The sequence below is a fragment of the Vibrio sp. Of7-15 genome, from assembly GCF_022347565.1.
GTDB lineage: Bacteria > Pseudomonadota > Gammaproteobacteria > Enterobacterales > Vibrionaceae > NORP241.
The window spans coordinates 118172-142046 of record NZ_JAKRGH010000004.1 but is presented as its reverse complement, the minus strand read 5'-3'; the positions used below and the strand labels follow the sequence as shown (position 1 = coordinate 142046).

At 39.8% G+C, this 23875-nt stretch carries 18 protein-coding genes and 1 pseudogene; 13 read left to right on the top strand and 6 right to left on the bottom strand.

Going from position 1 to position 23875, the window contains the following annotated elements:
* The first annotated feature begins 270 nt into the window (after window positions 1–270).
* Entirely contained in the window at window positions 271–1203 is a 933-nt protein-coding gene (locus tag MHO82_RS06795; protein ID WP_239183116.1) for a M15 family metallopeptidase, read from the top strand.
* A gap of 227 nt (window positions 1204–1430) precedes the next feature.
* Here MHO82_RS06795 and MHO82_RS06790 read toward each other — a convergent pair whose 3' ends face one another.
* A complete protein-coding gene (locus MHO82_RS06790) occupies window positions 1431–3311 on the bottom strand; it encodes a methyl-accepting chemotaxis protein (protein WP_239183115.1) in 1881 nt (626 codons plus the stop codon).
* Between the two features lie 379 nt (window positions 3312–3690).
* Between MHO82_RS06790 and MHO82_RS06785 the strand changes: the two genes are divergently transcribed.
* Window positions 3691–4806 carry a hypothetical protein gene (locus tag MHO82_RS06785; protein ID WP_239183114.1) on the top strand — a complete coding sequence of 372 codons (1116 nt, stop codon included), beginning with the start codon at window positions 3691–3693 and terminating at the stop codon, window positions 4804–4806.
* Window positions 4807–4877: 71 nt separating this feature from the next.
* Here the strand turns inward: MHO82_RS06785 and MHO82_RS06780 are convergent, their stop codons facing one another.
* Window positions 4878–5831 carry a hypothetical protein gene (locus MHO82_RS06780; RefSeq protein WP_239183113.1) on the bottom strand — a complete coding sequence of 318 codons (954 nt, stop codon included), beginning with the start codon at window positions 5829–5831 and terminating at the stop codon, window positions 4878–4880.
* Window positions 5832–7172, bottom strand: coding sequence for a sphingomyelin phosphodiesterase (locus MHO82_RS06775; protein WP_239183112.1), 1341 nt, complete (start codon window positions 7170–7172; stop codon window positions 5832–5834).
* A 553-nt stretch (window positions 7173–7725) separates the two neighbouring features.
* Here MHO82_RS06775 and MHO82_RS06770 point away from each other — a divergent pair.
* The 11 genes and pseudogenes from MHO82_RS06770 to MHO82_RS06720 all read left to right on the top strand — a co-directional run bounded on the left by MHO82_RS06770 (window position 7726) and on the right by MHO82_RS06720 (window position 19782).
* The gene (locus tag MHO82_RS06770; RefSeq protein WP_239183111.1) at window positions 7726–9570 is read left to right on the top strand and encodes a carotenoid oxygenase family protein; all 1845 of its coding nucleotides are present in this window, start codon (window positions 7726–7728) and stop codon (window positions 9568–9570) included.
* Window positions 9571–9661: 91 nt separating this feature from the next.
* Window positions 9662–11272: an FAD-binding protein gene (locus MHO82_RS06765; RefSeq protein WP_239183110.1), complete on the top strand. Its 1611-nt coding sequence runs from the start codon at window positions 9662–9664 to the stop codon at window positions 11270–11272.
* Window positions 11273–11321: 49 nt separating this feature from the next.
* The gene (locus MHO82_RS06760) at window positions 11322–12359 is read left to right on the top strand and encodes a hypothetical protein (protein WP_239183109.1); all 1038 of its coding nucleotides are present in this window, start codon (window positions 11322–11324) and stop codon (window positions 12357–12359) included.
* Between the two features lie 185 nt (window positions 12360–12544).
* Window positions 12545–12802, top strand: coding sequence for a hypothetical protein (locus MHO82_RS06755; RefSeq protein WP_239183108.1), 258 nt, complete (start codon window positions 12545–12547; stop codon window positions 12800–12802).
* A gap of 85 nt (window positions 12803–12887) precedes the next feature.
* Entirely contained in the window at window positions 12888–13757 is an 870-nt protein-coding gene (locus MHO82_RS06750; RefSeq protein ID WP_239183107.1) for a hypothetical protein, read from the top strand.
* Window positions 13758–14066: 309 nt separating this feature from the next.
* On the top strand, window positions 14067–14657 hold the full coding sequence (locus MHO82_RS06745; RefSeq protein WP_239183106.1) for a hypothetical protein: 591 nt from the start codon (window positions 14067–14069) through the stop codon (window positions 14655–14657).
* Window positions 14658–14709: 52 nt separating this feature from the next.
* Window positions 14710–15588 (top strand): hypothetical protein, encoded by an 879-nt coding sequence (locus MHO82_RS06740; RefSeq protein WP_239183105.1) that lies wholly within the window; start codon window positions 14710–14712, stop codon window positions 15586–15588.
* 158 nt (window positions 15589–15746) lie between these two features.
* Window positions 15747–16144 (top strand): annotated as a pseudogene (locus MHO82_RS06735) (IS1 family transposase); the annotation flags it as partial.
* Between the two features lie 332 nt (window positions 16145–16476).
* Window positions 16477–17169: a response regulator transcription factor gene (locus MHO82_RS06730; RefSeq protein ID WP_239183104.1), complete on the top strand. Its 693-nt coding sequence runs from the start codon at window positions 16477–16479 to the stop codon at window positions 17167–17169.
* Window positions 17169–18566 carry an ATP-binding protein gene (locus MHO82_RS06725; RefSeq protein ID WP_239183103.1) on the top strand — a complete coding sequence of 466 codons (1398 nt, stop codon included), beginning with the start codon at window positions 17169–17171 and terminating at the stop codon, window positions 18564–18566. Before MHO82_RS06730 ends, MHO82_RS06725 begins: the two co-directional genes overlap by 1 nt.
* 91 nt (window positions 18567–18657) lie before the next feature.
* On the top strand, window positions 18658–19782 hold the full coding sequence (locus MHO82_RS06720) for an alpha/beta hydrolase (RefSeq protein ID WP_239183102.1): 1125 nt from the start codon (window positions 18658–18660) through the stop codon (window positions 19780–19782).
* 132 nt (window positions 19783–19914) lie between these two features.
* Here the strand turns inward: MHO82_RS06720 and MHO82_RS06715 are convergent, their stop codons facing one another.
* The 3 genes from MHO82_RS06715 to MHO82_RS06705 are packed head-to-tail and all read right to left on the bottom strand — an operon-like array spanning window position 19915 to window position 23767.
* Window positions 19915–20460, bottom strand: coding sequence for a carboxymuconolactone decarboxylase family protein (locus MHO82_RS06715; RefSeq protein ID WP_239183101.1), 546 nt, complete (start codon window positions 20458–20460; stop codon window positions 19915–19917).
* Window positions 20461–20482: 22 nt separating this feature from the next.
* Window positions 20483–22297 (bottom strand): thiamine pyrophosphate-binding protein, encoded by a 1815-nt coding sequence (locus MHO82_RS06710; RefSeq protein ID WP_239183100.1) that lies wholly within the window; start codon window positions 22295–22297, stop codon window positions 20483–20485.
* Between the two features lie 18 nt (window positions 22298–22315).
* Window positions 22316–23767, bottom strand: a complete 1452-nt coding sequence (locus MHO82_RS06705; RefSeq protein WP_239183099.1) for a Dyp-type peroxidase — start codon at window positions 23765–23767, stop codon at window positions 22316–22318.
* Window positions 23768–23875 lie beyond the last annotated feature (108 nt).

Genomic DNA, 23875 nt, shown 5'->3' with positions numbered 1-23875 from the left:
AAACCCTTATAGCAAGCTCTCAATTGAGTAATTGTTTGTGATTTATTGGTATTGAAACATTGTTTATTTATAAAACTGATTCTACCTCACTAAAAAACAATGTTCAATTTTGATAATATTATCGTCATATAGAAAATAATATGGTTATTTATAATAAAATGAGTGGCTTGTGCACCAAGCTGGTTTTTTAAGTGTGGTGTTTGTATGACTTGGAGTGCACAATGGTTCCGAACTTTACAGTGTAAATTGATCTTGAATCAAGGAATATATATGCCAATGACTGTTTTTAAACTTAGCTCTCTACCTGCTATTTTTGGGGCATTGACTTTACTACCCATGGTCTCATTTGCTTCTGTTACGGCGGTAACAGCTGAGGAATGTGAAGTGATGCGCCAGCAAGGAGTAATGGGAGAAGGTTCTCCCGTGCAGTGTGAGCGATTAAAAAACGTCACTTTCAGTTATGTTGATTTTGATGGCAAAACTCACAAAGACGGTAAAATTGTTGTTTTAGATGCGGTTGCTCCGCATGTATCAAAAATTTTTAATGAACTTTATACTCTTAATTTTCCAATAAAAAAAGCACAGCCAATTGAAAAGTACCAAGGAAGTGATGATAAATCCATGGCAGACAATAATACGTCGGCTTTTAACTATCGCGCGATTGCAGGGCAAAAGAGTTTATCCATTCATGCTTATGGTTTAGCCATTGACTTAAATCCGGTACAAAATCCGTTTATAGAATTTAAAGAGAATGGCGCGGCTAAATTTAAGCCCGCTCAAGGGGCCGATCATACAAACCGGATGAAATACCGTTTTGGTAAATCTGATCGTCAGGGTATGGCCGAAGAGGTGATCAGTACGTTTGCTAGTAATGGGTTTCAGTACTGGGGCGGATTTTGGAATACCCCAATTGATTATCAGCACTTTCAAGTGAGCCGTGATATGGCAAAGCTAATGACGACGATGGACAGCCAAGCTGCAAGCGATTTTTTTGAGCGTTACGTTGAATGGTATGGTGCATGTGAACAGAAGTTTCAGGTTGAGTATCAAAAACATCAGTTTAGGGATTACACGAATTATTTAAAAGATACCCTGCAAGTGACTTCGTTAAGCGCTGAGTATGAAAGTAATGCGCAAGCGGTGTTATCGGCGATCAGTAAAGAGCCAGCATCTTATACTAAGCAAGCTTGTGTGCGTTCTTAGGCTTATATTACAACTGTAAAAATAAATCGCTATAGCTAATCTTACCATCGTCAGTGATTTTATATTGTTCTTTCATGTTGTGTTGCAGTGCGGCGTTTTTCTTTTAGATCACCAAAGTCTGTTTCGCAACATGACGTACCATTTTTCACTCTGAAGCATCGGTTCTAATATTAATAAAATTTTATCGATGGAGAGTGAATAACTATGATTCAAAATTCATCACCCTGTCACACATCAAACCGCTCTACCGACTTTTGTAAATCTTTAGCCATGCCTTGAAGTTCATCAGCACCTTGGGTGTTTTGGCTAGACACATCGAACGTGGTTTTCGCCATGTCATTTATATCCATAATACTCTGGTTGATTTCATTGGCTACATGGCTTTGTTCTTGCGCTGATGTCGCAATGTGATCGTTCATATCGCTAATCATGGACACCGCGTTTAAAATTGCATCTAGGGCGGCATTGGCTTCATCAGATTTTGAGGCGGTTAATTGAGCTTCTGACATATTATTACGCATTAAGTTAGTGGAGTTGCTGGCTTTCGCTTGCAAACCGCCGATCATGTCTTGAATTTCTTGTGTACTTTGTTTTGTGCGATTGGCTAAGTTACGTACCTCATCTGCCACAACGGAAAAGCCTCGCCCTTGGTCGCCAGCACGGGCTGCTTCAATCGCCGCGTTTAAAGCCAATAAGTTGGTTTGTTCTGAAATATCATCGATGACTTTTAAAATGCCTCGAATGTTGTGGGATTCTTGTTCTAGTTCTATGGTGACTTCAACCACTTTTTCAACACCAACCACAAGCTGAGAAAGCTCTGAATTCATTTCTTTGACGATTTTTATGCCGTCTTGAGAGCGCTCTGTGGCGTCTTTGGCTGAGTTAGATGCTTTTGAAGCACTTTGGGCGACTTCTTCTACGGTTAACGTCATTTCGTGCATGGCGGTGGAGGTTTGTTCTAGTTGGCGCAGCTGGTTTTCTGAAGAGCTTCGAACGGTTCCCGCAGAGCTGGAAATGTCACTGGAGAAGGCGTTTAAAGTGCCAGAAGCATTACGGATATCAATGATAATGGTTTTAAGGTTTTTGACCATGGAGATAACAGCACCTTGAACCCCACGTTGTTTTTCATTATTGCTTACTTCTAAGCGCAGATCACCATCGGCTGCTTTTTGTACCATAGATTCAATGTGACTTGGCTCGCCACCTAATGGAACGTACATGATTTGATGGATGATAAAGTAGCTACAAACAAGAGAGATAGCGATTAAAAATAAGGCGATAAAAAGGGTAGAAACTAGGTTATCAGTAGAAGCTTTAAAAATATGATCGGAGGCTTCAAATGCCCATATACTCCAACCTAAGTTGGGGGAAATACCATTCACAACAAACGTTTCTATGCCATCGAATTCGTAATAATGGCTGGAACCGTTTTCGTAACGATGCTTTTCATAACTGGGGCGAATTTCAAAAATATTTTTACCAATGTCTTGGGAATTTTGAGATGACATAATAAAGCCATCTTGTCTTACGGCGAATAGGTTGTTTTCTTCTGACAGTGTGCCGACAAACTTGGTAATACCATCAATGCCTATATTAACACCTAAAATGCCCTTTACTTGCCCACTGCTTTTTATAGGGATGACTAGTGACATCACAATATCACCAGACTTAGAAGCGTAGGGGGTGGTAATTATGTACTCTTCAGCCGCCATGCCACGGGTGTACCATTCACGATTTTGAGTTTTGGCATTAAAATTTGGAACAGCCCCAGAAGAAAAGTAAGCGATACCATCGGGACGGCCATAGAAAGCATTCACAATATCAAAGTCTTGTTCTAGCTTTGCTAATGTTGCGAGAAGGGAGGTTTCATCAACAACATTTTGAGAGTCAAATTTGATGGCATAGGATGCTGATTGTAGAGCATCAAACCGACGCAATACGCGTTGCTCAACACTAGATGCAATGAGATAAGCCTGATTAGTTAGCGACTCTTGATAATTTCCCACGGAGGAAGTTTGGAAAGAGCGATAGCTGAAAGTAGCAATGATGGCGATGATGATGACTGATAGGCAGCCATAAGAAGCAAGTAGTTTGTATTTAGCACTCATGTATTTCCTCGCACTGCTGATGTTAAATCGAGTTACTACATAAAAATAATCGCCTTATTTAAGCTTCTGCTTAGACGACCAGCTAAAGTATAGTCAATATTATTAATAGGGATTATTGCATTATGGTTTAGAACATTAAATAATCAATTTAATCCATCATCAGGCCGTTCCAATCAAATTTAAGTCATAATCTCAATTTAAATCTATAATAATGAGATATTGCTTCCATTAAATCTGCTATTTTTACTTATGGTTGTACCTCTAAAACCCTAATTATTTTATATACTTGATGGCGAAACATAAATTCAATTTCTAGATCTATGAGCGAATATCGTTGAAATAGGGCGTTACGTTATAAAATAGACAGATGGAGCTAGGTATGCCGATCACGCAAGAGATACAAATAACATCAGAGCAAGTGAGCAAAAATAAAGCTAAGGTTCTCGCTAAGATCAATCAACAAGGCATTATGTCTCAAGGCTTTCGTTTAGTTAACGTTGAAGATTACAACCAAAAACTACAGGCACTTAAGCATAAGGTAGAGAATTTTGAGTACCTTAATGAAGCCAATAGAACCCAAGATCAAACCATTCTAGATATTATGACTCAAAAAGAGAAAATTCATAATTATCTGGATGATGTGTCGAGTGCTAAGCTGGAAAGTGGCAATCTCGACTTTGGTGCAAGAAATCAGGTAGCGAACGCAAACTTGAAAAAGAAGCAGCTGTTTTTAATGTTTATGGAAACGGTAGAAGCTCAAGAAGCATTAAAAGAATATGCTGTACGTGTGGCTTCTGTGTGTAATGGCACAGTGAAACAGCCACCGGGTGCTTATTTAGGCGTGAAAGATTTCCATGGTGCGCTAGATAAAATCACGAATAGGAAGCGTCATTACGATATTGGTGATCTTAAAGACGCAGCACGAATGACCATTGTGTTTGAATCAATGGAAGATATGATCGCCGCAAAATCTATGATTGCTCTTACGGAAGAGTTTATACAGTTACAGCATCATCAAAGTGCGATGAAAGATCGTTATGGAACCAGTAAAGGTGACAATGCGAAATTTAACTGTGGTGCGACAGAAGCAGGTTATAAAGACATTAAGTTCTTTTTGAAAATGGCTAATGGACACATTGGTGAGTTACAGCTTAATACCAAAAATATGATGGTGGCGAAGAAAAATGGTCACATTATTTATGATATTTTACGTGATGGTGGTGCGTTAGATAAGCCATTTACCATTACTAATCACGAAGTTTTGGCTAAAGTAAGCCGTAACATGAGTGAGAAGTGGTTTAGTTTTATTAAGGCTAGGGTGCCTAAAGCTAAAGCTGACATTGCAGAAGTATCAGAGCTTGTTGATCGTCTGAAAACCAATATGGCAAGTGGTAATAATAGCTTGATTGTGAGTTTGAAAGAGATTAAAGCTCTGTCTAGAGTCAGCTTATGTATTTATGAACAAGGTGATAATGGTCGAGCGTTATTAGACTAGCTTCTTGCTTAGTTAATAAGTACTGTAAATGAAATACAATAAATAAGGCAGAATTCGTTCTGCCTTATTTTTTAATTAAAAAACTGCTTCCGGTAGTTGAATAGAACTTGCTCTTGGTATGCTGCCCATTCGCCGTCGGTTAAATTTGCTTTATCACCGCTCCTCGCTTCTGCTAGCTGCTGGTGTAGTTGTGCTAATCCCTGTTGGTAGTTTTTCACCTGTTGCTTTTGTTGAGATATTTGCTCTGCTCGTTGAGAAACACTTACGACTTTTTCTGGGCTTAAATAAACGTGAGCAAGTTCAGTTACCAATTGGTTGTATTCATCATCTGTAAGATCGTTACCAAGTAGTTCAAGTGCTTGTTCATACTGCGCTTCCTTGGAAGTGAGCTGTTCAGATAAGCTGGCTTCTTGATAGTAATTATCGATAGCTTGAAGCTGTTCTTTGCGGGTAAGTGCAGGCAGTGTGTCTTGAAGTTGCACTATTTCCAGCTTGTGTTGATACAACGCCAGTTCTGGTGCAAATAGCACGTTTGCCATTTCTCCCCATACTTGCTCATATTGGCTCTGAATAGTCGCCATTTTTTCCGCTAAAGAGAGATTATGCGATAGGAGCTCTGAGCCCATTATCTGTTCTAACTCTTGTTTTTTCTCTGGGTACTTTGCCAACAGCTGGTGGCGTTGGGGGGAAAGAACGTCTGCCAATTCTTGTAGCCATTGTTCGCAGTGTCCCTTTATTTTACATTGCTGCCAGAAGCGTTCGATGGCGACTTTTACGTTATGGCCTTGTAATTCTTGCCAGTTATTAAAGTTAATTTCACCTTCATAAGGTGAATGGTTATGGGAGGGATGTACTTCGTTGCTCGAAATGTTATTCTTTTTTATGGTAGTTGCTTGGTTATTATTTGAATTAGGCTCTAATGAAGTTGTTAAAAGGGAACTTGTATCTGCGGTTTTATTTTGCGTTACAGTCCAGTAAAGGCTGCCCAATAGGACAGCCGAAATGAAAAAAGGCAGCTTCTTCATTTATTGGATCTCAGCTTTTACTGGGAAGTGATCAGAGAGATCCCAGTGTTTCCATAACGCTTCTGATGATGTACGAGGTACTTTCACCGTATTAATATTAGTATTAACGGTTTTATATTCGTCACTGATCACTATGTAATCAAGGTACTCAACGTTTTCGCCACCTGAACCAGGTTCTCCTGCAAATTTGTTGATACGTGGATCAAAAGTAGAGGCAGTATAACCAGCATAAGTCGGTTCAGTGGCACTTAAATTGCTGAACATATCTTGGTAATCAGTAGGGAATTTCAATTTATTAACATTGAAATCACCACCATAAACAACGGTTTCGTTTTTTGGAATATTCAAGGAATGCGCAAGCTGCCGCATTTGTTTAAATTGACGTTGGCGGTAGTCCCGAGCGGTATCTGTATCAAAAGAAGCGGTATGAGTCGCAAACAGATGATAAGCACGACCATTTTTAATGATTTCAGCGTAGTTCACCCCTTTATCAGCGAAACAGTCAGTGCCTGAACAGTCAGGGTAAACATATTGGGCTTCATTTACGATAGGGTAGCGACTGACAATGGTAACTCCACCATCATAGATGTTAATGCCACTCTTATTCAGCATCTTTGTTTGGTAAGGGTATTCTTTGGCTAACTCACGCAAAAAATCATTTCGTCCACTGGCAAAAACTTCTTGTAACATAATGGCGTCATAGCCTTTTACGTACTCTGGTATCGCTTTAAATCGATCACCAATGTGAGAAGCAATAACCGGTAAAGCCCAAATATTGTAAGTCACGATTTTAAGTTGATCAGGGTTGCTGCTTGCTTGTTCAGGAATATTTTTTGGCGTGAGCGTGTAGTAGAAATCGTCGTAACGTTTGGTGGCGCTGGCTTTAAAAGCCACTTCTGTTGGCTCTGAGCTTTGGCTATTGTAATTGGAATAGCCACGATGGATGTTTCTGTCATCGTAGTAAGTGAGTGCAATATCTGATGCACTGACACCATGTTTGATATCAGAGCCAGACCATGTACCTACCATTGTTTGATGTAACGCGACACTGTCACCAAACTCGTTAGTAAGCGTTGTAGTGAAATTATACGTTTTACCTGATTTTATGCCTGTCCAGCGGTTTACGCTTAATAGCATTTTTGTTTCATAAGGGCCAACGTGTTCTGAGTGCTGTAGCCATTCCGAGCCTTTTTCTAATAGATCAGTACCAGAATGCTGAATGGATACTGAGAGAGCTTGATCTGTATTATTGGTGAAATATAAATCACTATCTGCAATGGCTGAGTTAGATAAAAGAACTGATAATCCGACAGTGGCAGTTAGCGCGGTTAATGTTTTCATTTTGTATTCCTGATGTTAATTTTTAGTGTTGTTTTTATCGGAAAAATGAAATTATGCTAATTTATTCATATTATCAAGTATTTTTCATGTGAATTTATAAATACAGATTTATGACAGGATTTAAAATAAGTTACTGTAATAAAAGAATTAAATAATTTTATTTTGATTGTCATAAACTTTAGTTAAGCTAAAAGGCTATGATTTTTTATTGCAAAGTTGTGACAAAGAGACGGGAATAAATAACGTTGTAACGAAGGATAAAACTGAAAATTATTGTAGTGCGTTCTACGTATATTTTGCCTTCATATTAGTGATAAATTCTTCTTGAACAGTTCTTTTAGTGTGCTTTTCGGTTGTTGATTTTGGGCATACAATAAAATTAAGCCTATTAATAAATATATATAAAACAGTATCTTATTGAGTAAATAGTATTTTTGCTCTAAATTTTATTTTTGTGACAACATTCCCAGATACGACACAGTAGTCACGACACTTTATAAAAACTGTTTATTCTTCGCCAGATATGCATTTTGTTTAATAATGGTTTGTCATCATGGAGCGACGTACATTTCTCAAAGGGCTTACGGGTCTAGCAATAATGCCACGGGATATATTGGCGACAGAAGTTACAGCAACACATTCTCTTTTTCCGGAAACCATCATGGATGCCAGTATGACCTCCGCTTCGGGGGAAATGCACTTATTGTATGGTCAGTTACCGAGCAATATTTCAGGGCATGTTTTTTTCGCGGAAGGAATCTCATTAGAAAAAGACCATCTTAGCCCGGGAGGGAGAGGAGCCTTAACTCGATTGGATTTCAGCCAAGATACCGTGTTATTCATGAGGAAAATGATCGATACACCATCAGCATTGATGCAAAAACACATTCATTACTGGCCAGATCGCTTTCGTTTAATGGGAGGAATGGCTTACTACAGTCCTTCAATGGGGTTTGTGAATTATTGTAATACGGCACCCAATTATTTGGGGGATAACCGCTTTGCCTTGAGTTATGAAGGGGGAGTTCCATACGAGTTTGATGCAACAACATTAGACTTAGTTACGCCAATTGGTCATTACGATGAGTGGCGTAGCAGCTTACCACCATTTATGGATGCACTGACACCAGACAAGTGGCTGTTTCCACAAGTTCGTACTACAGGTCATCCGTATTTTGATTTGGGATCTGAAGAGTGTTTTACCATTAACTATGGCGGTAATGTTTCAAATACAGGGACACGGCATGGTTTTATTCGGCTAATTCGGTGGGATAAGTCACACAAACTAAAAGGTTGGGAGGTCATTGGCCGAGATGGCAAACCAGCTTATATTTCCGCCACTGCGCATTCATTAGGCGTTACGCGTAATCATGTACTGATCTTTGAAACTGCCGCGCAAGTTGAACCATTGCGTATGATTGGAATTCGATCTGTGTATGCTCAGCAGCACCGAACTCCTGTTTGGGTTATCCGTAAAAAGGATTTACACGACAATCACGGTATTGTTATCGCGGATTATATTGAGCTTAACTTTGATACATCGGATGTGATGTGTAATTACGATGACTATGACAATGAGATCACGCTTTATGGTCAGTATTTAGGGGCTATGGATAAATCGGAAGCTCAGTATGCCAGAGACAAATTGTTATTTGGTGGCCGAGTGAGCGATCGCCTTGCGGGTTATCCTGCGGCACCAGTTGATGTAGGCGGATTAGTTCGTGCCCGTATACAAGTTTTGCCTGATTCAGCCCGAGAAATTAGTGGGGATTTTCAGTTGATCAGGGACGATCAGCTCTTTTGGGACATGAATGACCCCGCTTACCGAGGCCATTTTCAATTTCCCGAGACCTTTGACCACATATATTGGGCTGCGGTCGGGTATCGAAAAGATCATGTAGTGGAGCGAGTTGCTCATGCGTATCGAGATTACCCTAATCGTTATTTTACTAATGACTCATTGCCTGAAGTTGATCAGCCTTCGGCGCTTGTGCATATGGATTGTCGACAAATGAGGGTGACGGATGCGTATCAGTTTCCGGCAGATTGTGTGATGCGTACGCCTCAGTTTATGTCTCGGCCGGACAGCACAGAACAAGATGACGGCTACCTATTTACGGCTGTTGTGAGAAAGCATGCAACCAATAATAGTGGCAATGGTAAAGAAGTATGGATATTTGATGCCAAAAATTTGGCTCAAGGGCCTTTGGCAATATTGGGTCATCCCGATCTTAACTTTGCCACCACCAATCACGCACTTTGGGTACCGGAAATAGGTCCGAGACCACTGGATGCTTATCGGGCAAACATCGGTGATTTTTTCCGTTCACGCATGCCAGATCATCGTCGCGCTGTGCGTAATGTGATTGAGCAACAAATCTTACCTCGATTCGGCTAATAGCCACGACATTCTTAATAAAACTTTTACTTACTCTCTAGGCTTGCTTTGTGAGCCTAGGGCTGTTTTTGCTCAACAAAAGGAAACTGTAATGAGAAAAAAGAAGTTAGTTTTACCTGCGCTTATGCTCTCTGCGGCGCTGGGAACCGCGTTTGCCTTGCACTCGACTGAACCTGAGCGAGAAATATCAAACTATCAGGGAACGTATACATGCCAGCCGGAAGGCATTTACGATCCCGCATCGATTGAAGAAGTACAAGCGATTGTGGAAGACGCCATTGCACGAGGAAAAACCATTATGACTGGCAATCGTAAGTTTGCTAGCCAGATTGATGCCGCTTGTGCAGGGGATGATCAGATTCAGGTTACGCTGAAAAAGATGAATAAAATTGTTCATTTTGATGCAGATAACAAGTTGGTTACGGTTGAAGCTGGCATGCGTTTCAATGACTTAAATGATTTCCTACGTGAGCAAGGCTATGGCATTAACATGGTGACTGAGCTGGCTATTTTCACCATTGGTGGAATGCTAGGCAGTGGCACGCATGGTTCAACATTGGATAAACCAAGTAATATGTTGGCCGACTACGTCACCGAGATGAAAGTGGTTGATGGTAACGGTGATGTTCGTGTTTTAACTGGAGAGTTACTCAATGCCGCCCGAGTTAATCTAGGAGTATTGGGTGTTGTAGTTGAAGTTACGTTAAAAATTGAAGATGCCTTTAAAGTAAAAGCCGATGTGACTGGTTATATGAGTGACAAAGGATTAGAAGAGGCCGTGCTTGATATTGCGCGTAATAATTACTCGGCAAATATTGCTTGGTTTCCTGGCCTTGGGCGTTATACCACCACACTTTACAACCCAGTTCCTTTAGAAACTCCTGGATTGGCTTATAACGCTCAGGCAGACGTATCAGATGCTCAAGAGTTCTTTTTTGGTTTGTTATTTAACGCAGCCCATGAATTTCCGGGGACAGGACTTCAATGTTTAGCAGCAAAAGCTCGTTATCAGGCTAGGGCAAAATCTTATTTCCGTGACAGTGTGACAGGTAAGAAAGTGAGTGACCCAATAGGGCATTCTGATCAAATGCAGTACTTTAAATGTAAAGATCCAAATAAGTGTATTTGGGATCGTTTACCTATTGCACTCCAAGAGGTGGCTATCGAGATTGAACGTCTTCCAGATTGGATTCGTGATGTTCGAAAAATTGTCGCGGCACACCCGAAAACTTGTTTCCCTCTGAATGGTATTTACTTTCGCTTTGGTAAAGCCTCAGACAGCTACCTTGGCATGAGTGCAGGTCGTGAAACGGCATTTGTGGGTATTGAATACACGTTGCGTCAAGAAGGCAAAAAAGAGCCGAAGAATTATTATGTAAACCTAGAAATTGAGCAAATGTCGTTACGCAAATACGAAGCACGCCCACATTGGGGGAAAAATTCGGTTGCGATTTTTGAAGATATGCCATCACGTTTCCCAATGTGGCCTGAGTTTTTGCAAGCAAAAGCTGAGTTAGACCCATATAACGTATTCACAAATCCATTCTGGGATCGTGTTAGTGGCAACGTTTCATTAGATGACTATTTAACGCCGGAATGTAATGTTCGTGGGGAATGCTACTGTCAAATAGATGATCATTGTCAGGCTGGTACGAGCTGTCAGTCTGGGTTGCATTTTACTGATGCGAAGATTTGTCGTTAATAGATTGTGAGGGAGACACTTCTCCCTCATTTTATTCCAAGGATGAATAATGAGAATTACAGGATACTTTTGCCTTTTTTGGCTCTCTATTTCTGCTTGTTTTGCTACTACATTAGAGGATATTCGCCCACACACACCAAATAGCCAAAGCTGGAGTGAGCAGTGGTTTTATTATCTGAATGATCCCAATGTTGGCTATTTTAAAATCAGTGTGCAGACTTATCTTACTCCGGAGATCACAGATCAAAAAGAGCGAGCTTATGTACACTTTGTTTATGCGCCCATTGGAGGAACAAAAACAACGGTAGATAAATACTTTGATGATGTGCAGCTGGAAGGTGACCCTACTACAGGGAAATTTCGTTTTTTTGTACCCGGCAAAGTGAATGTGAATAACCAGTCTATTTCACTGGCATTAGACGACTTGAATTTTAAACTCGATTTTATTGGTGAACATAAGCGTTATTGGCAAGGAAAGAACCCAGGTAAAAACCCATATGGCTGGATAGGAGATTTACCAAGCGTAAATACAAAATATTTCATTTATACCATGGGAACAGAAAGCAGCTATGAGTTTTCAATGGGAGGGTTAAATCACAAAGGCGAAGGCATTACTTACCTAGACAAAGGGTGGTTTGACAGTAATAAGAGCCAAGGCTTCGTCTTCATTGGGGCTTTTACACCTGAACAGCAGTTAATGATGACAGGGGGATATTCCAAGGATTTTCCTTTTGAGTTATGGGTAGGGCGTTATTTCTCTGAAGATCAGGATGTGCTACTTAAGCCATCGATGGTTGGGTTTAGTGTGAAGAAGGAGTCCGATGCTTGCCAAGGGTATTTCCGAATAGAAATAAAGAAACTTGGGAAAAAAGTGATTGCAGAAGCGCAATCCAATCTGTCTGATTTTTATATTACTGATATGCCTTCCATGAAAGTCTTTGGGGCTGAAAAACCGATTATGAAGTCCATGTATGCCACTATTAAGTTGAAAGTATATAAATGGGGAAAATTAGTTGAAGAAGCAGATTTCCCTCAGGGGCTTTTGGAGTTTAGTGGTGATGAAATGTGCAGCGCTTTGGAATACTAAATCAGATAACAGATAAGCCCTTTAAAAAGTATGGTTTAATGACTGTGGTTAATAGCATACGGATATTATGGTGCTGATTTAATTAAGTATAAACTCATAATAAAACATCGTTGTTTATTTTGAGTTTATACTTTTTATTTATGATTGAATTGAACTCATAGTGAACAATTAATCTTGGTAGTTAAATGAACAAGCTATTATCTAAGCTGGAAAAATATCAAGCAATAACGGGGCAAGAAGGTGAAAACATCGACTTATTACGCTTGAGCCTTAACTGCTATTTTACACAAAATAAATTGCTCGACTTTCAAGATAAAAACTTGATAACAAGAATTAATTTAGACCTTTTAAATACTGAAAAAGACTTTTGTAAACAGGCATCAAAATTGAGGGCACAAAGGATAATAGAAGAACTTATTGGAGAAATAATAAAAACAGATTAATGCTCACTTCCTCAAAATTTAGGTGAAGCTATCAACTGCTTCACATCATAGTTATTCAATAAATGTAGTAAATATTGGTTGTAATATGCTCAATAAATTCACGCTGTGTGTACTTCTCTCTACAGCTTTAATCGGCTGCGGCAGTGATGATGGAAATTCTTCAAATTCAACAAAACCGAAACAAGAACCTGTCGCTTCTAACGTCAATATTGAGGGCAGTGTCAAAGTAGGTGAAAGCATCAGTGGCTCTTATGATTTTATCGCGAGTCAACGTAATGAAAGCGATGCTTCAGAGTTGTTTTGGCAAAAAACAGACGGTACGCAAATAGGCAAAGGTCGAGTCCTGCATTTAGATGATGACAAACTGCAAGGTCATGAAATCCAGTTTTGTGTACGACCAGTGAACTCTGGAAATCGTGTTAAAGGTCATATTGTGTGCAGCTCTTCTATGTATGTGGAAGGCAGAGAGCCAGTATACACCTATAACATCACACTAACGGATTTAGGTTATGGTTACCGTGTTGGTCATAAACTACATGCTTTGTCTGATGGTGGTCATGATGAGAACATTCCATATCAGTGGTATGTGAATGACATACTTATTCAAGGGCAGATGAAGTGGCAATTTCGTTTAACAAATGAACACGAAGGCTCTCGCATTCATGCTTGTACGACTTATCGAACAAAAAATAAAACGCCTTTTTGTTCTAAGAAAACCAGCCCCATTCTTGGTGCTTTAGGCTCTGCGCCAGTTGCAGATATTAAGGTAACTGGGTATCAACAAGGAAAAATAAAGGTGGGTGATCGCTTAACCAGTGAGACTACTTATTATGATCGGGATAGTGATAAAGAAGATGTGAGTAAGCGTCAATACCGTTGGTATATCACTAAAGGTGAGGTGGCGGGATCCATCTCACCTTCACTGATTATTTCGCCAGAGATGTTGAATCAGTAACACCACAAGACATTAATGGCGACGAACAAGAGATCTGTACGGAAGTGATGGTGGCCAATGGCAAAGTAAGCGGGGCACGTCTTACTGAAAGTGGGATTTGAACAAGCTTTTTGAAGGCTGTAGAGCCGGAAAAGTTGTTAGATTACGCCAGTCTGTTAACGGCGATTACAAAATATTAAATTAATTTCAGATGCTTATTAACATGTAAATAAAATGCATCTTTATATTGATTAGTGAACACTGTTCACTTAACATAGCGCCCGTTGAGAAAATATTTTGTTCTCTAAATATAAGTAAAGAGTAGTAGTTATGAAAAAAGTAGTATTGGCAACCGTCTTATCATCCCTAATTTCTGTTAATGCTTTTGCTGTAGATACGTTCGTTGGCGTTTCATTTGGTCAAACTGATATGAGCAACGAATGGGTTGATGCGGCGCTTGATGAACTTGGAAAGGCAAATATTGCAGTTTCAACAGAAGATGATTCAGCTTTTGCTATTCAAGCTGGCGTTAATAGTTATATAAATAACTTTTTAGAAATCCAATCATATATTGAATATAAAGATTTCGGAACTTCAAAAGTTACACCTATTGGCCACGGTACTATTTCACTAGATCATTCTGGCGTTCAGGCTATTGTAATGCCAAAGATTGTTTTTAATGGTTTCTATGCCGGGGCTAAAGTTGGCGGTGGTTATTTAATGCAAGAAATGACAGCTTTAGATGAAAGCAAATCTGATTCAGGAATGGCTATAACTACAGGCTTAGAGTTTGGTTATAAATTCAAAAAAGTAATTTTTAAAGCTGGCTACGACAAAACATCATACGTTCAAGAAACAACGGGTAAAGATTACGATGTTGATCTAGGCGTTACTTACGCTGGTATTAACTACAATTTTTAATTCTATTTGCCAGCGTTAACGCGCTGGCTATTTTAATTTTAAGGCTTAAACAATGAAACAGATTATTGCAACATTAATTATTTCTGTTCTTCTTACGGCTTGCGGCGGCGATGAAGAGACAAAAACAACAACTAAACCTGACTCCGGGAACGGTGGAACAAAAAAAACCGTTACAAAAAAGAATTCAGAATTTAAAGTTAACAAGGATAATGTTTCTTTGTCTGAGTTTGAAAGGTTTACTAATATTGAAACCGCTGATACTGATAACGATAAAACAACGGATGTATTAGAACAACAGGCTAGAGAGTCATATAAGGCACTAGATGAAGCCACTAAATATTATTTAGCTGCTGCGACAAAGCAATTTAATTACCCTATGGAAAGTCTTGATCAGCTTATGGCTACGGTAAGAGCCGCGCAAGTTGATCCAACTGTTGATTATGTTGTTACGAACTTTAACGGCGAAATCATCACCTTTACTTATTCATGCTCCGTTGGCGGTGTTAACTGGTGCGGAGAGGGAAAACTAAGAATCGATTCAAACAATTATTTTGAGTTTAATTATAATTGGGATAATTGGTCTAAAGGAAAGCATTTTGCAATCTATGAAGAAATTTCAAAAGGTGGATATTCAAACTTTAAAGCAATTTTTGAATACAATAGCAACGGCTCAGAGCATAGAAAAATTATCCTTTCAAACTCAAAATATGATCATTCCACAAATGAAAGAAACATTTACTCATTTTGGAAAGCTGGCGATCTAATTTCATTTAGTAACTACAAAGAAACTAATAGCGTCGGTTTCGGTAATGAATACAATTATGACCTACATTCAAATGAAGGTGAAAAGAAAAATGTTTTTAGTTCTTCGGTTAGTAATGCAGTGTCAAAATTCTTTTTTAATAGTGACGGCGGCATAACTTGGAATTAATGAAAAATCCTGGTCGAGGCCGGGCAATTAAGATGGCTTGTGAGAAAATCTGAAATTTCTGTTTACGTCATTATAGAAGAAAAAATAAAACGGCGTGTAAACACTGCAGTATTACACATTGGGTTTAATACGGTATTGAGGATATCCTGAATTCGCGCATTAAAAAGCGGCAACCAAACTGAGTAACTACACTTCTTTTTGACGATGCTGAAATCGAACTTATCTTTGAAGTGGACGAGTAATGGTCATTTGTTCAGAACAAGAAGAATCAACGTTGGCTTTGGTATGTATGGTAACCCAGATTTAAAAGGATCATTGTGCATGCCTTTGGTCGCCGAAATGCAGAAGCATTTTGTTCTTTGCTGTGTATTCATCACTCCTTACAGCAGAGAAGCACATTGTGGGAAAGCTATTCACTTAACGTATTGAACGACAAAACCTTACATGAAGAACACGATTAAAACGCTTCAATCGTAAAACGATAAGTTTCTCAAAATCAGAAGAAATGCATGGCAAAGTGATAGGCACATCTATTAAACGGAAGTTCTATAGCTGATTTTCAACAAGTTGGAATTACGACCCGAAGATCGAACCAAGAAAGGCAATACCCACAAAGAAATACCGTTTTATATGCTCTCATGACTTATCATAGGCAATAGTCTTTCATACTTTCCGGTTAATAAAGATAAAGTAGGTGTATCTGAATACATATAAACTCCAATTTTTTAACAATAAATGAACATTGTATAAAATGGTGGGGTGTTTATGGAATATATCACTATTCCTGTTTTTAACATGGACACGAATAAATTGGTTTATATTGAGTTTATTTTGTTTAGATATGATTACTAAATAGCTTTTATGTGCTTCAATTACATAGATTATGTTATGTATAAGAGTGCAATAGCTTTAATGAATGTGTTACTGATTGAAGATAATTTATCTGTATTGAATGAGCTTTCTAATCAACTGAATTTTCAAGGTATTAATACCCATGCTGCTGAATCGGGGCAAGAAGGGCATTATTTCTTAACTAACTATGAAATTGATTTAGTGATTTTGGATCTTGGTTTACCCGACGAAGATGGCTTAGTTTGGTTAAAACGATGGCGCAAGCAAGAAAAAAATTTGCCTATTTTAGTTTTAACAGCCAGAGATAATTGGGCTGATAAGGTGGATGGGTTAAATGCAGGTGCTGATGACTATCTAACAAAACCATTCATATTTGATGAGTTATTAGCTCGTATCAATGCTTTGTATCGTCGCTCCTATGGGTTTTCAAGCTCAGTGTGTGAGGTAGGAGAGCTAACATTAGATATGGAAGCAAAATCAATCACTATTAAAGGGGATGGACTCGAGCTTAGTGCGTATGAATATAAGTTACTGAAATGCTTATTGCTAAATGCAGATAAGACCGTCAGTAAAGAAAAGCTACGCTCTGAAGTTTACGGTGATGAATACGCTGATGATGGAAATGTAATTACCGTATTACTAGGGCGAATTAGAAAGAAGATTAAAGTGCATTTAGGGCGTGATCCTATTGTTACCATTAGAAACCAAGGGTACAAATTGTGTTCTTAATGGCAAAGCGATTCTTTCGTACGCTGAAGTTTCGTTATCTTATCGCTACCAGTTGGGCCTTGGTTTTCTTAGCAGTGAGTTATGGTTTTGTGAACATGCTACTGTTTTATGTCACAACCGATAAAGTAGTGAACTGGTGGTTAAGTGCTGAATCGAACTTTTTATTAGAAGACTTTCGTTGGGAAGAGGGGAAGTTATCTTTGCAAAGAGAGCTACCTCAAAAGTTTAAAGAGCCAGGAACTCAGTTGATGGTTTTTTCTAAAAAAGGCGCATTGCTTTACCAAACGCATGGTGAAGACAGTATTGTCGACGAGCTAGAGAAAGATTGGCTGCGCTATGACAGGTTCGAAGAGTTAGAGTTAGAGAATACATCGGAATATGTTAATTACCTAGTCGGGGTTAGGCATTATCCTGCTAGTGCGGGATTACCGTATTTAATTTTTGTCACAGCAAAGGAAGATCGAACCATAGATCCGATTGTTTTCGCGGAAGTAGAAGAGGAGTTTGCTTTGGTTGAATACGCATTTTTAATCCATGTCTTCTTCATTTTTCCTTTGATATGGTTTTTTTCTAATTGGAGCCTAAAACCCATAAAGAAAATGAACGAGCAATTAAAAGCAGTAAAAAAAGGTGATATTACAGAGTTAGATAATAATGTGGCACCTGAACTGATTCCGATCGTTGAAAGCTTAAATGACTTAATTAATCATGAAAGGCAGCAAAAAGAGCAGCAAAGGCAACTATTATCGGATCTTTCTCATGGTTTAAAAACACCTTTATCTGTTTTACAGGGAGCGGCAAGAAGCTATTCATTAGGGTTAAGTCTTCATGGTGATCACACGATTGATAAAGTGATTAACCAGGAGGTTAAAAACATGGTGACTCAATTAGATCATCGCTTAAAAAGTGCGGCGGGTGATGTGGGTTCAGTTCTTACTAAAGAAAGCCATCAAGTAGCAACTTTAATAGATCAATTAGCATTTGGCATGAAAAAAATACATGCAACGAAAAATTTAATGATTAAAGTTTCCATTCCTGCTGATGTTTTATTTTGGGGGCATAGAAACGATTTATTAGAAGTGGCTGGTAATTTGTTGGATAACGCCTGTAAATATGGTGATGGGAATATTCACATTTCTGCTTTTACGGTTGATGGAAAAAAGCTAAATCTAATAGTAGAAGACAACGGACATGGCATATCAAATGACATGCGCTCTAAGATCGGTCAAAGAGGAGTGAGATTCGATAGTCAAGCACAAGGTTATGGTTTAGGGCTAAATATAACAAATGAAATTCTTGCAAACTATCAAGGAAGCTTACTTATTGAAAATTCAAATTTGGGAGGGGCAAAATTCATTGCTATTTTCTCTCATCAGGAAGATTTACTTTTAAAATAATTTTATGTTTGAATTTGTTGAGGCATTAAGGTCTCTATTTTTTAAATTTATATTGTACGGTGTTTTTAATTGAGTCTGGAATAAATTGATTATGAAAATGAAATACTTAACACTTGCTGTCGCTTCTTCTATCTTAATGCTATCCGGGTGTAATGAGGTTGATTCGTCGACGAAACCAAAAGAAGCAGAGTTGAAAGCAGACTTTAACTTTTCTGCGCAAGATAAAGATAAGCTCTTAAAGGAAAGAGAAAACGTTTTTGGCTCTATAAATTTGACCATAGATTCAGTATCTTATGAAGTTCTTGAATATGGTGATGACTACCATAGCGATCTCTCTTTGTTTCGATTATCGAGTAAATCAGGTAAGAAGATCTTTTTAGTTGCACCTAACGGTGAAGGCAATGACAGCCAGTGTATTGCAGTTTATCCAGATGGTAATGACTATACATTTGACTGCTCAAAAATAAATGAACATGGTGACAGTGATGCTAATCTCCTTATTCAAGGAAGCTTTATCAATGCACCGAGTAAGTCTGTTACTCTTGAGTTATCGAAAGAGTTTGAAATGGCACCATATATTGGTTCTACTATTTTAAATAAGCAAGAAAGATCTGATGGAAAAGTGGATATTACTTCTTCATTTGCTTTTAATGATTTTTATAAGAACTATTTTTGTAAGAGATACAATATTGTTTTTGAACGTGCCAATTATCCCTCTTCACTGGGTCTGACTACTTACAATCAGTTAGAAAATATTGTACTAACAACATCCGATGCCAATGCGACAATCGTTTTCGATAACTTTATCGGCGGTTCATCAGATGATGACATTAATATGTACACCGGGTTAATGATCAATGAACATCAATATAGTACTAAAGTGACCAAGAATGGACGTGTTTTCTCTGGTGGAACTGATTTATTCAGTGCGGGAGTTCACCGTATTCTAGAGATTAAAAATAGCGCAGTTAGCCTTGAAGAAAATAAGCAAATTGGTGTTCATAGTTGGGCTGAAGATGATAAAACTGCGAAAGAGTTTCCATTTGATCATGAGAGCCATCGCAGACAGGCAACATATTTCATGAAAATGCTAGGTGATAAAGGAATTGATTTTTACAAGTTTACGTTAGATTCAGCACCCGCAGAAGGTGAGCATTGGATGACCCGTAAAGAATTTAATAAATATAACTTAGTGAATGAATATAACTCGCAATAAAGGCAATCTTTATTTCTTCACAACTTTTTAGGTTTTTAAGAAAGCGATACAGTGTTTTGAAGAATCAACCCACTATTTCAGTGGGTTGATTTATTTTATGTGATGTATTTTGGTGAGTCGGGTGTTTACTGTTTAAAAAGGAGGAATGCCGTCTTCCGGTGGGGGTACATCGAATGAAAACACAACACTGGAAATCATTCGGTACATGCCACAAGCGACGACTAAATCAAGCAGGCCTTTTACACCAATCTCTTCTATTAATGCATCTTGAGTTTTTTGGGCAATACTACGCTGGTACACAACATCTTGTGCGACTTGCCATGTGTATAAATAGACCTTTTTCATATCGGCGGTAGCTAGATCGCCAGAAAGAACTTGCTCGATAATGTGGTTGGGTAGCCCTGCTCGTTCTGCTGGGGCAATGTGTTTCTCCCACACAAAAGGGGCTCCTAGGCAACGGGCCGTCGCTAAAATGCCTAGCTCTCGAATATCACCATCTAGCTCACTTTCATAACGAACATAGGTGCCTAATCCTGCGACATGATCAGCTAAAACAGGGTGATTCATTAGGGTTCGGTACATGCCAGATAAGCCATCTCTTGGTCCAATTAACTTATCGAAGATGGCTTTTCCTTCGTCATCGAGATCACTTCTTTCAATTAATGGTAGTTTTGCCATGTTTCAATCCTTGTTAGTCGGTTTAAGATTGATCTTCTGCCCAGCTTGGGTGGGCGATGGCATTACGCCATGGGTTGATTGGGGTTTTAAAATGTGGGTCGCATCGTGCGTCGATAACAAACGGTCCTTTTGCGGCAAAAGCTTGATCAAAGGCTTTTGGTAAATCGGCAGGATCTTCAACAACAATCCCGTCTCCTCCGAGTGAGCGTGAAAAGGCCGCCCAATCGTGAGTATTTAGGGAGGTGAGCTCTTTGGCGATTGGCGTTTGTGCTCGTAGGTACACATTGCCCAATGCACTGTTATTAACCACCAGAACAATCAGAGGTAATTGATTGCGAGCGGCGGTTTGGATCTCGATACCGTTCATCAGCATGCAGCCGTCCCCTGTGACCACTACGCATGGGTTGTTTGGATTGGCCACTTTGGCTCCAACCCCCGCAGGAATTGCCCATCCCATTGGCGCTAATGCAGTTGCGGTGAGGTATTTACGAGGTCCAGAGCTTTGCCAGTAGTGGCCAGCAAACGCTCGGTGCGCACCAGAGTCGCCAATAATGACGGTATTATCCGGAGCAAGTTTTTGTAGCTCGGCAATGACTCTGGCCGGATGCATCGGTATTGCATCGCTCTGACAATCTTCTTTATTGTAGAAGCGTGGCTTGTCTTGAATAGCATCTAGCCAGTTTTTACGAGCAGGCTTATTGTCGGCGAGAGGTGTTAGTTGTGATTCTTGCTCTGCATCAAGTAACCATTCCAGAACTGTTTTTACATCGCCATTAATAGCGACATCCACTGGGAAATTTTTAGAGAAGGTAGAGATGTTGACATCGACTTGATAAATGCCTTGTTCAGGCTGTAAATGCTCATCCCAACGCATGGTGTCGCGTTGGTTTAAGCTGGAACCCAATACTAAAAGAAGTTGGTTATCAGCAATTCCCTGATTAGGGCAATCTGGGTTGTCTTGATCGCCATTTAATAACGCTAAGGTTGAGTGATTAGTGCCTGCATAACCAAATACCCCTAAAGAAAGCGGGTGAGTTTCAGGGAATACCCCTTTGGCTTTGAGAGTTGTGGCAACAGGAATGTGGTATTTCTTTGCGAATGCGACTAATGCCTCACTGGCTTCAGATCGTACAGTGCCGCTGCCGGCTAAAATAGCAATGTTGGCTTTTCCTGCTTTACTGGCCTGTATTAAACCTGTTAGTAAATGCTTACAGGCAGCAATATCAATGGCCCGTGGGCTGATGTTTTCACATTGAATGCATTTGTGACTTTCTGGGTTAACTTCAATCTGCTCAGTTTGGATTTGTTTAGGAAAGCTTAAACTCACGGGGCGTTGATCTCTCCCGAGCATTTTTCTGAGCGCAGTATCAAGCATATGAGGCACCATATGAGAGCTTGGCACTTCAAGAGAAAGGGCGGTGACAGCATTTAAAAAACCAATGTCATTTAAGCCTGCGGCGCTGGCATCTTGAAAGCCACCACGTCCGCTCCACTCTGTCGGCACTTCACCAGCAAGAGTCAATACGGGAGATCCATCGGTGTAGGCTGCGGCTAATGGGCCTACCATGTTGGCAATGCCCGGGCCTCCGATCCCCATGCAGACCCCAAATTTTCCACTGGCTCTGGCATAGCCGTCTGCCATGTACGCCGCTCCTGCTTCGTTTGCGGCAACAATAGCTTTAACTTGGTCTTCCCCTTCACCAAATTGATCCAAAAATGGATCCACAACGCCACCCGGAACCATAAAAACATGCTTCACTCCTTGCTTAGCAATGGTATCCAGCACATATTCGGCCGTGGTCGGCTGTTGGTTGATTTCTTTGTTCTGATCGGTCATAGGTGTTGTCCATTTCACTTAATTTGAAAGAGTGTTGAGGAAATCTAGGCTTGGCATGAAGAAGTATTCGCCCCCTAGATTTCGAATGAACCCAGAAAACTCAAAACTCACTTGTTCTGCATTTGGGCTGCCCCAGCTGGTGGGCCATTGTTGAGCTTGTGGAGTAGTCCCTAATTTAGGCTGCCCGACGAGTGGGTCTAATCCTGTTTTTTGTTTAATAAAGCCTTCGTTGTTGCACCAGGTGTGTTGCATGAAAATAAACTGATCAACGATGTCGGCTTGCATGCTTAAAAATAGTAGCCCCGCATCTGTCCACTCTTTATTAGGAGAAAGATCCGTAGAGCCAAAACTGATCCCACGACGAACAATTCGGCGGCTGCGTTCAATGGTTGGTGGCGAGTTAAATTGCCTTACGGTATCGCCGCGCGGGTTGGTTTTACGTGCGTGAGAGTGGAAAGGGCAGCGAAGGCCATCGGCATCATTGTCGTAGTTAAAGTTATTGAATAGATTTGTCCAGCCATCTTTCCCTTGTTCTGATATTGGTGTGCCATCTTTAAAGCGCCCAACGCACAACGCACCCGCGTATTCAGCGGTCACTTTGTTGGATGTATTTTCAGAGAGAGTATTAGCCAGTACTTCTAGCTTGTCCCAGAAGCCTTTGATGTTCTGTTGTAACTTACGGTAGACCACATAAGTGCCATAGCTGCTTTGGTCTCCACCGGGATCTTTTACCATTACTGTGTTGAGTGGGGCACTTGGATCGTTCTGGCTATACCCGCCATTTTTGAATTCTTCATTAAGCTCTGAGAAAAGAAACTTAGGGTTACTGACACCATCAACAAAACCAAAATGTTCAATGACTTGGTTTTTGTCATTACGCATTACATGGCCTTGTTGAACAAAAATGATATCGGCGACACCAGACAGGCTTTGCTCAAGTTGCTTTACTTCTTTATCTAGCATTTGTTCAGCTTGCTTGGCTTCCACTCCACCAAGAGCCAGTATGATCACGCCATCGATGGTGCCTTGAAACCCAGCTTCCCATTGACTCACATCATCGTTCAGCGGGTTGGCCGTTGGATTGTGATCGCCACGGGGGGTGGTGTCGTACTTAGTCGTAAGATCTTTCATGCCCGCTTGGAAAGCTTTGTCTGTTGGCCATTTGTCTTTTTCTATATCGAGCTGTTGGTAGCCAGAGCAACTGAGCATAAAGTTAACAAATAAGTGGCATTGGCCTGTTTCTTTGAACGATTTTTGCTGCGCATCTTGTTCTAGAGTGGAAGTGACATTAGATGAGAATTTCTGAACCCAGTGGCGATTACTTTTGGGGTCGCTTTTGAATCGAAAAAATACATGGCGGGAGTGGTCTCGGCCGTGGCCTTTTACTATGTTGCCTTGTAGGTTTTTAAAGACCTCTTGGAAATTTGGATCATCAATATCGATATTGGTTTGGTTTAAGTTCGCTGACATTGCTGTTCTCTCTAATTTTATCGTAGTGAGGAGTGTTAACCTTTATTAACGCCTTAATAAACCGCTTAATTTAATGATTATATTTCAGTGAGATACTCAGCCGATGTG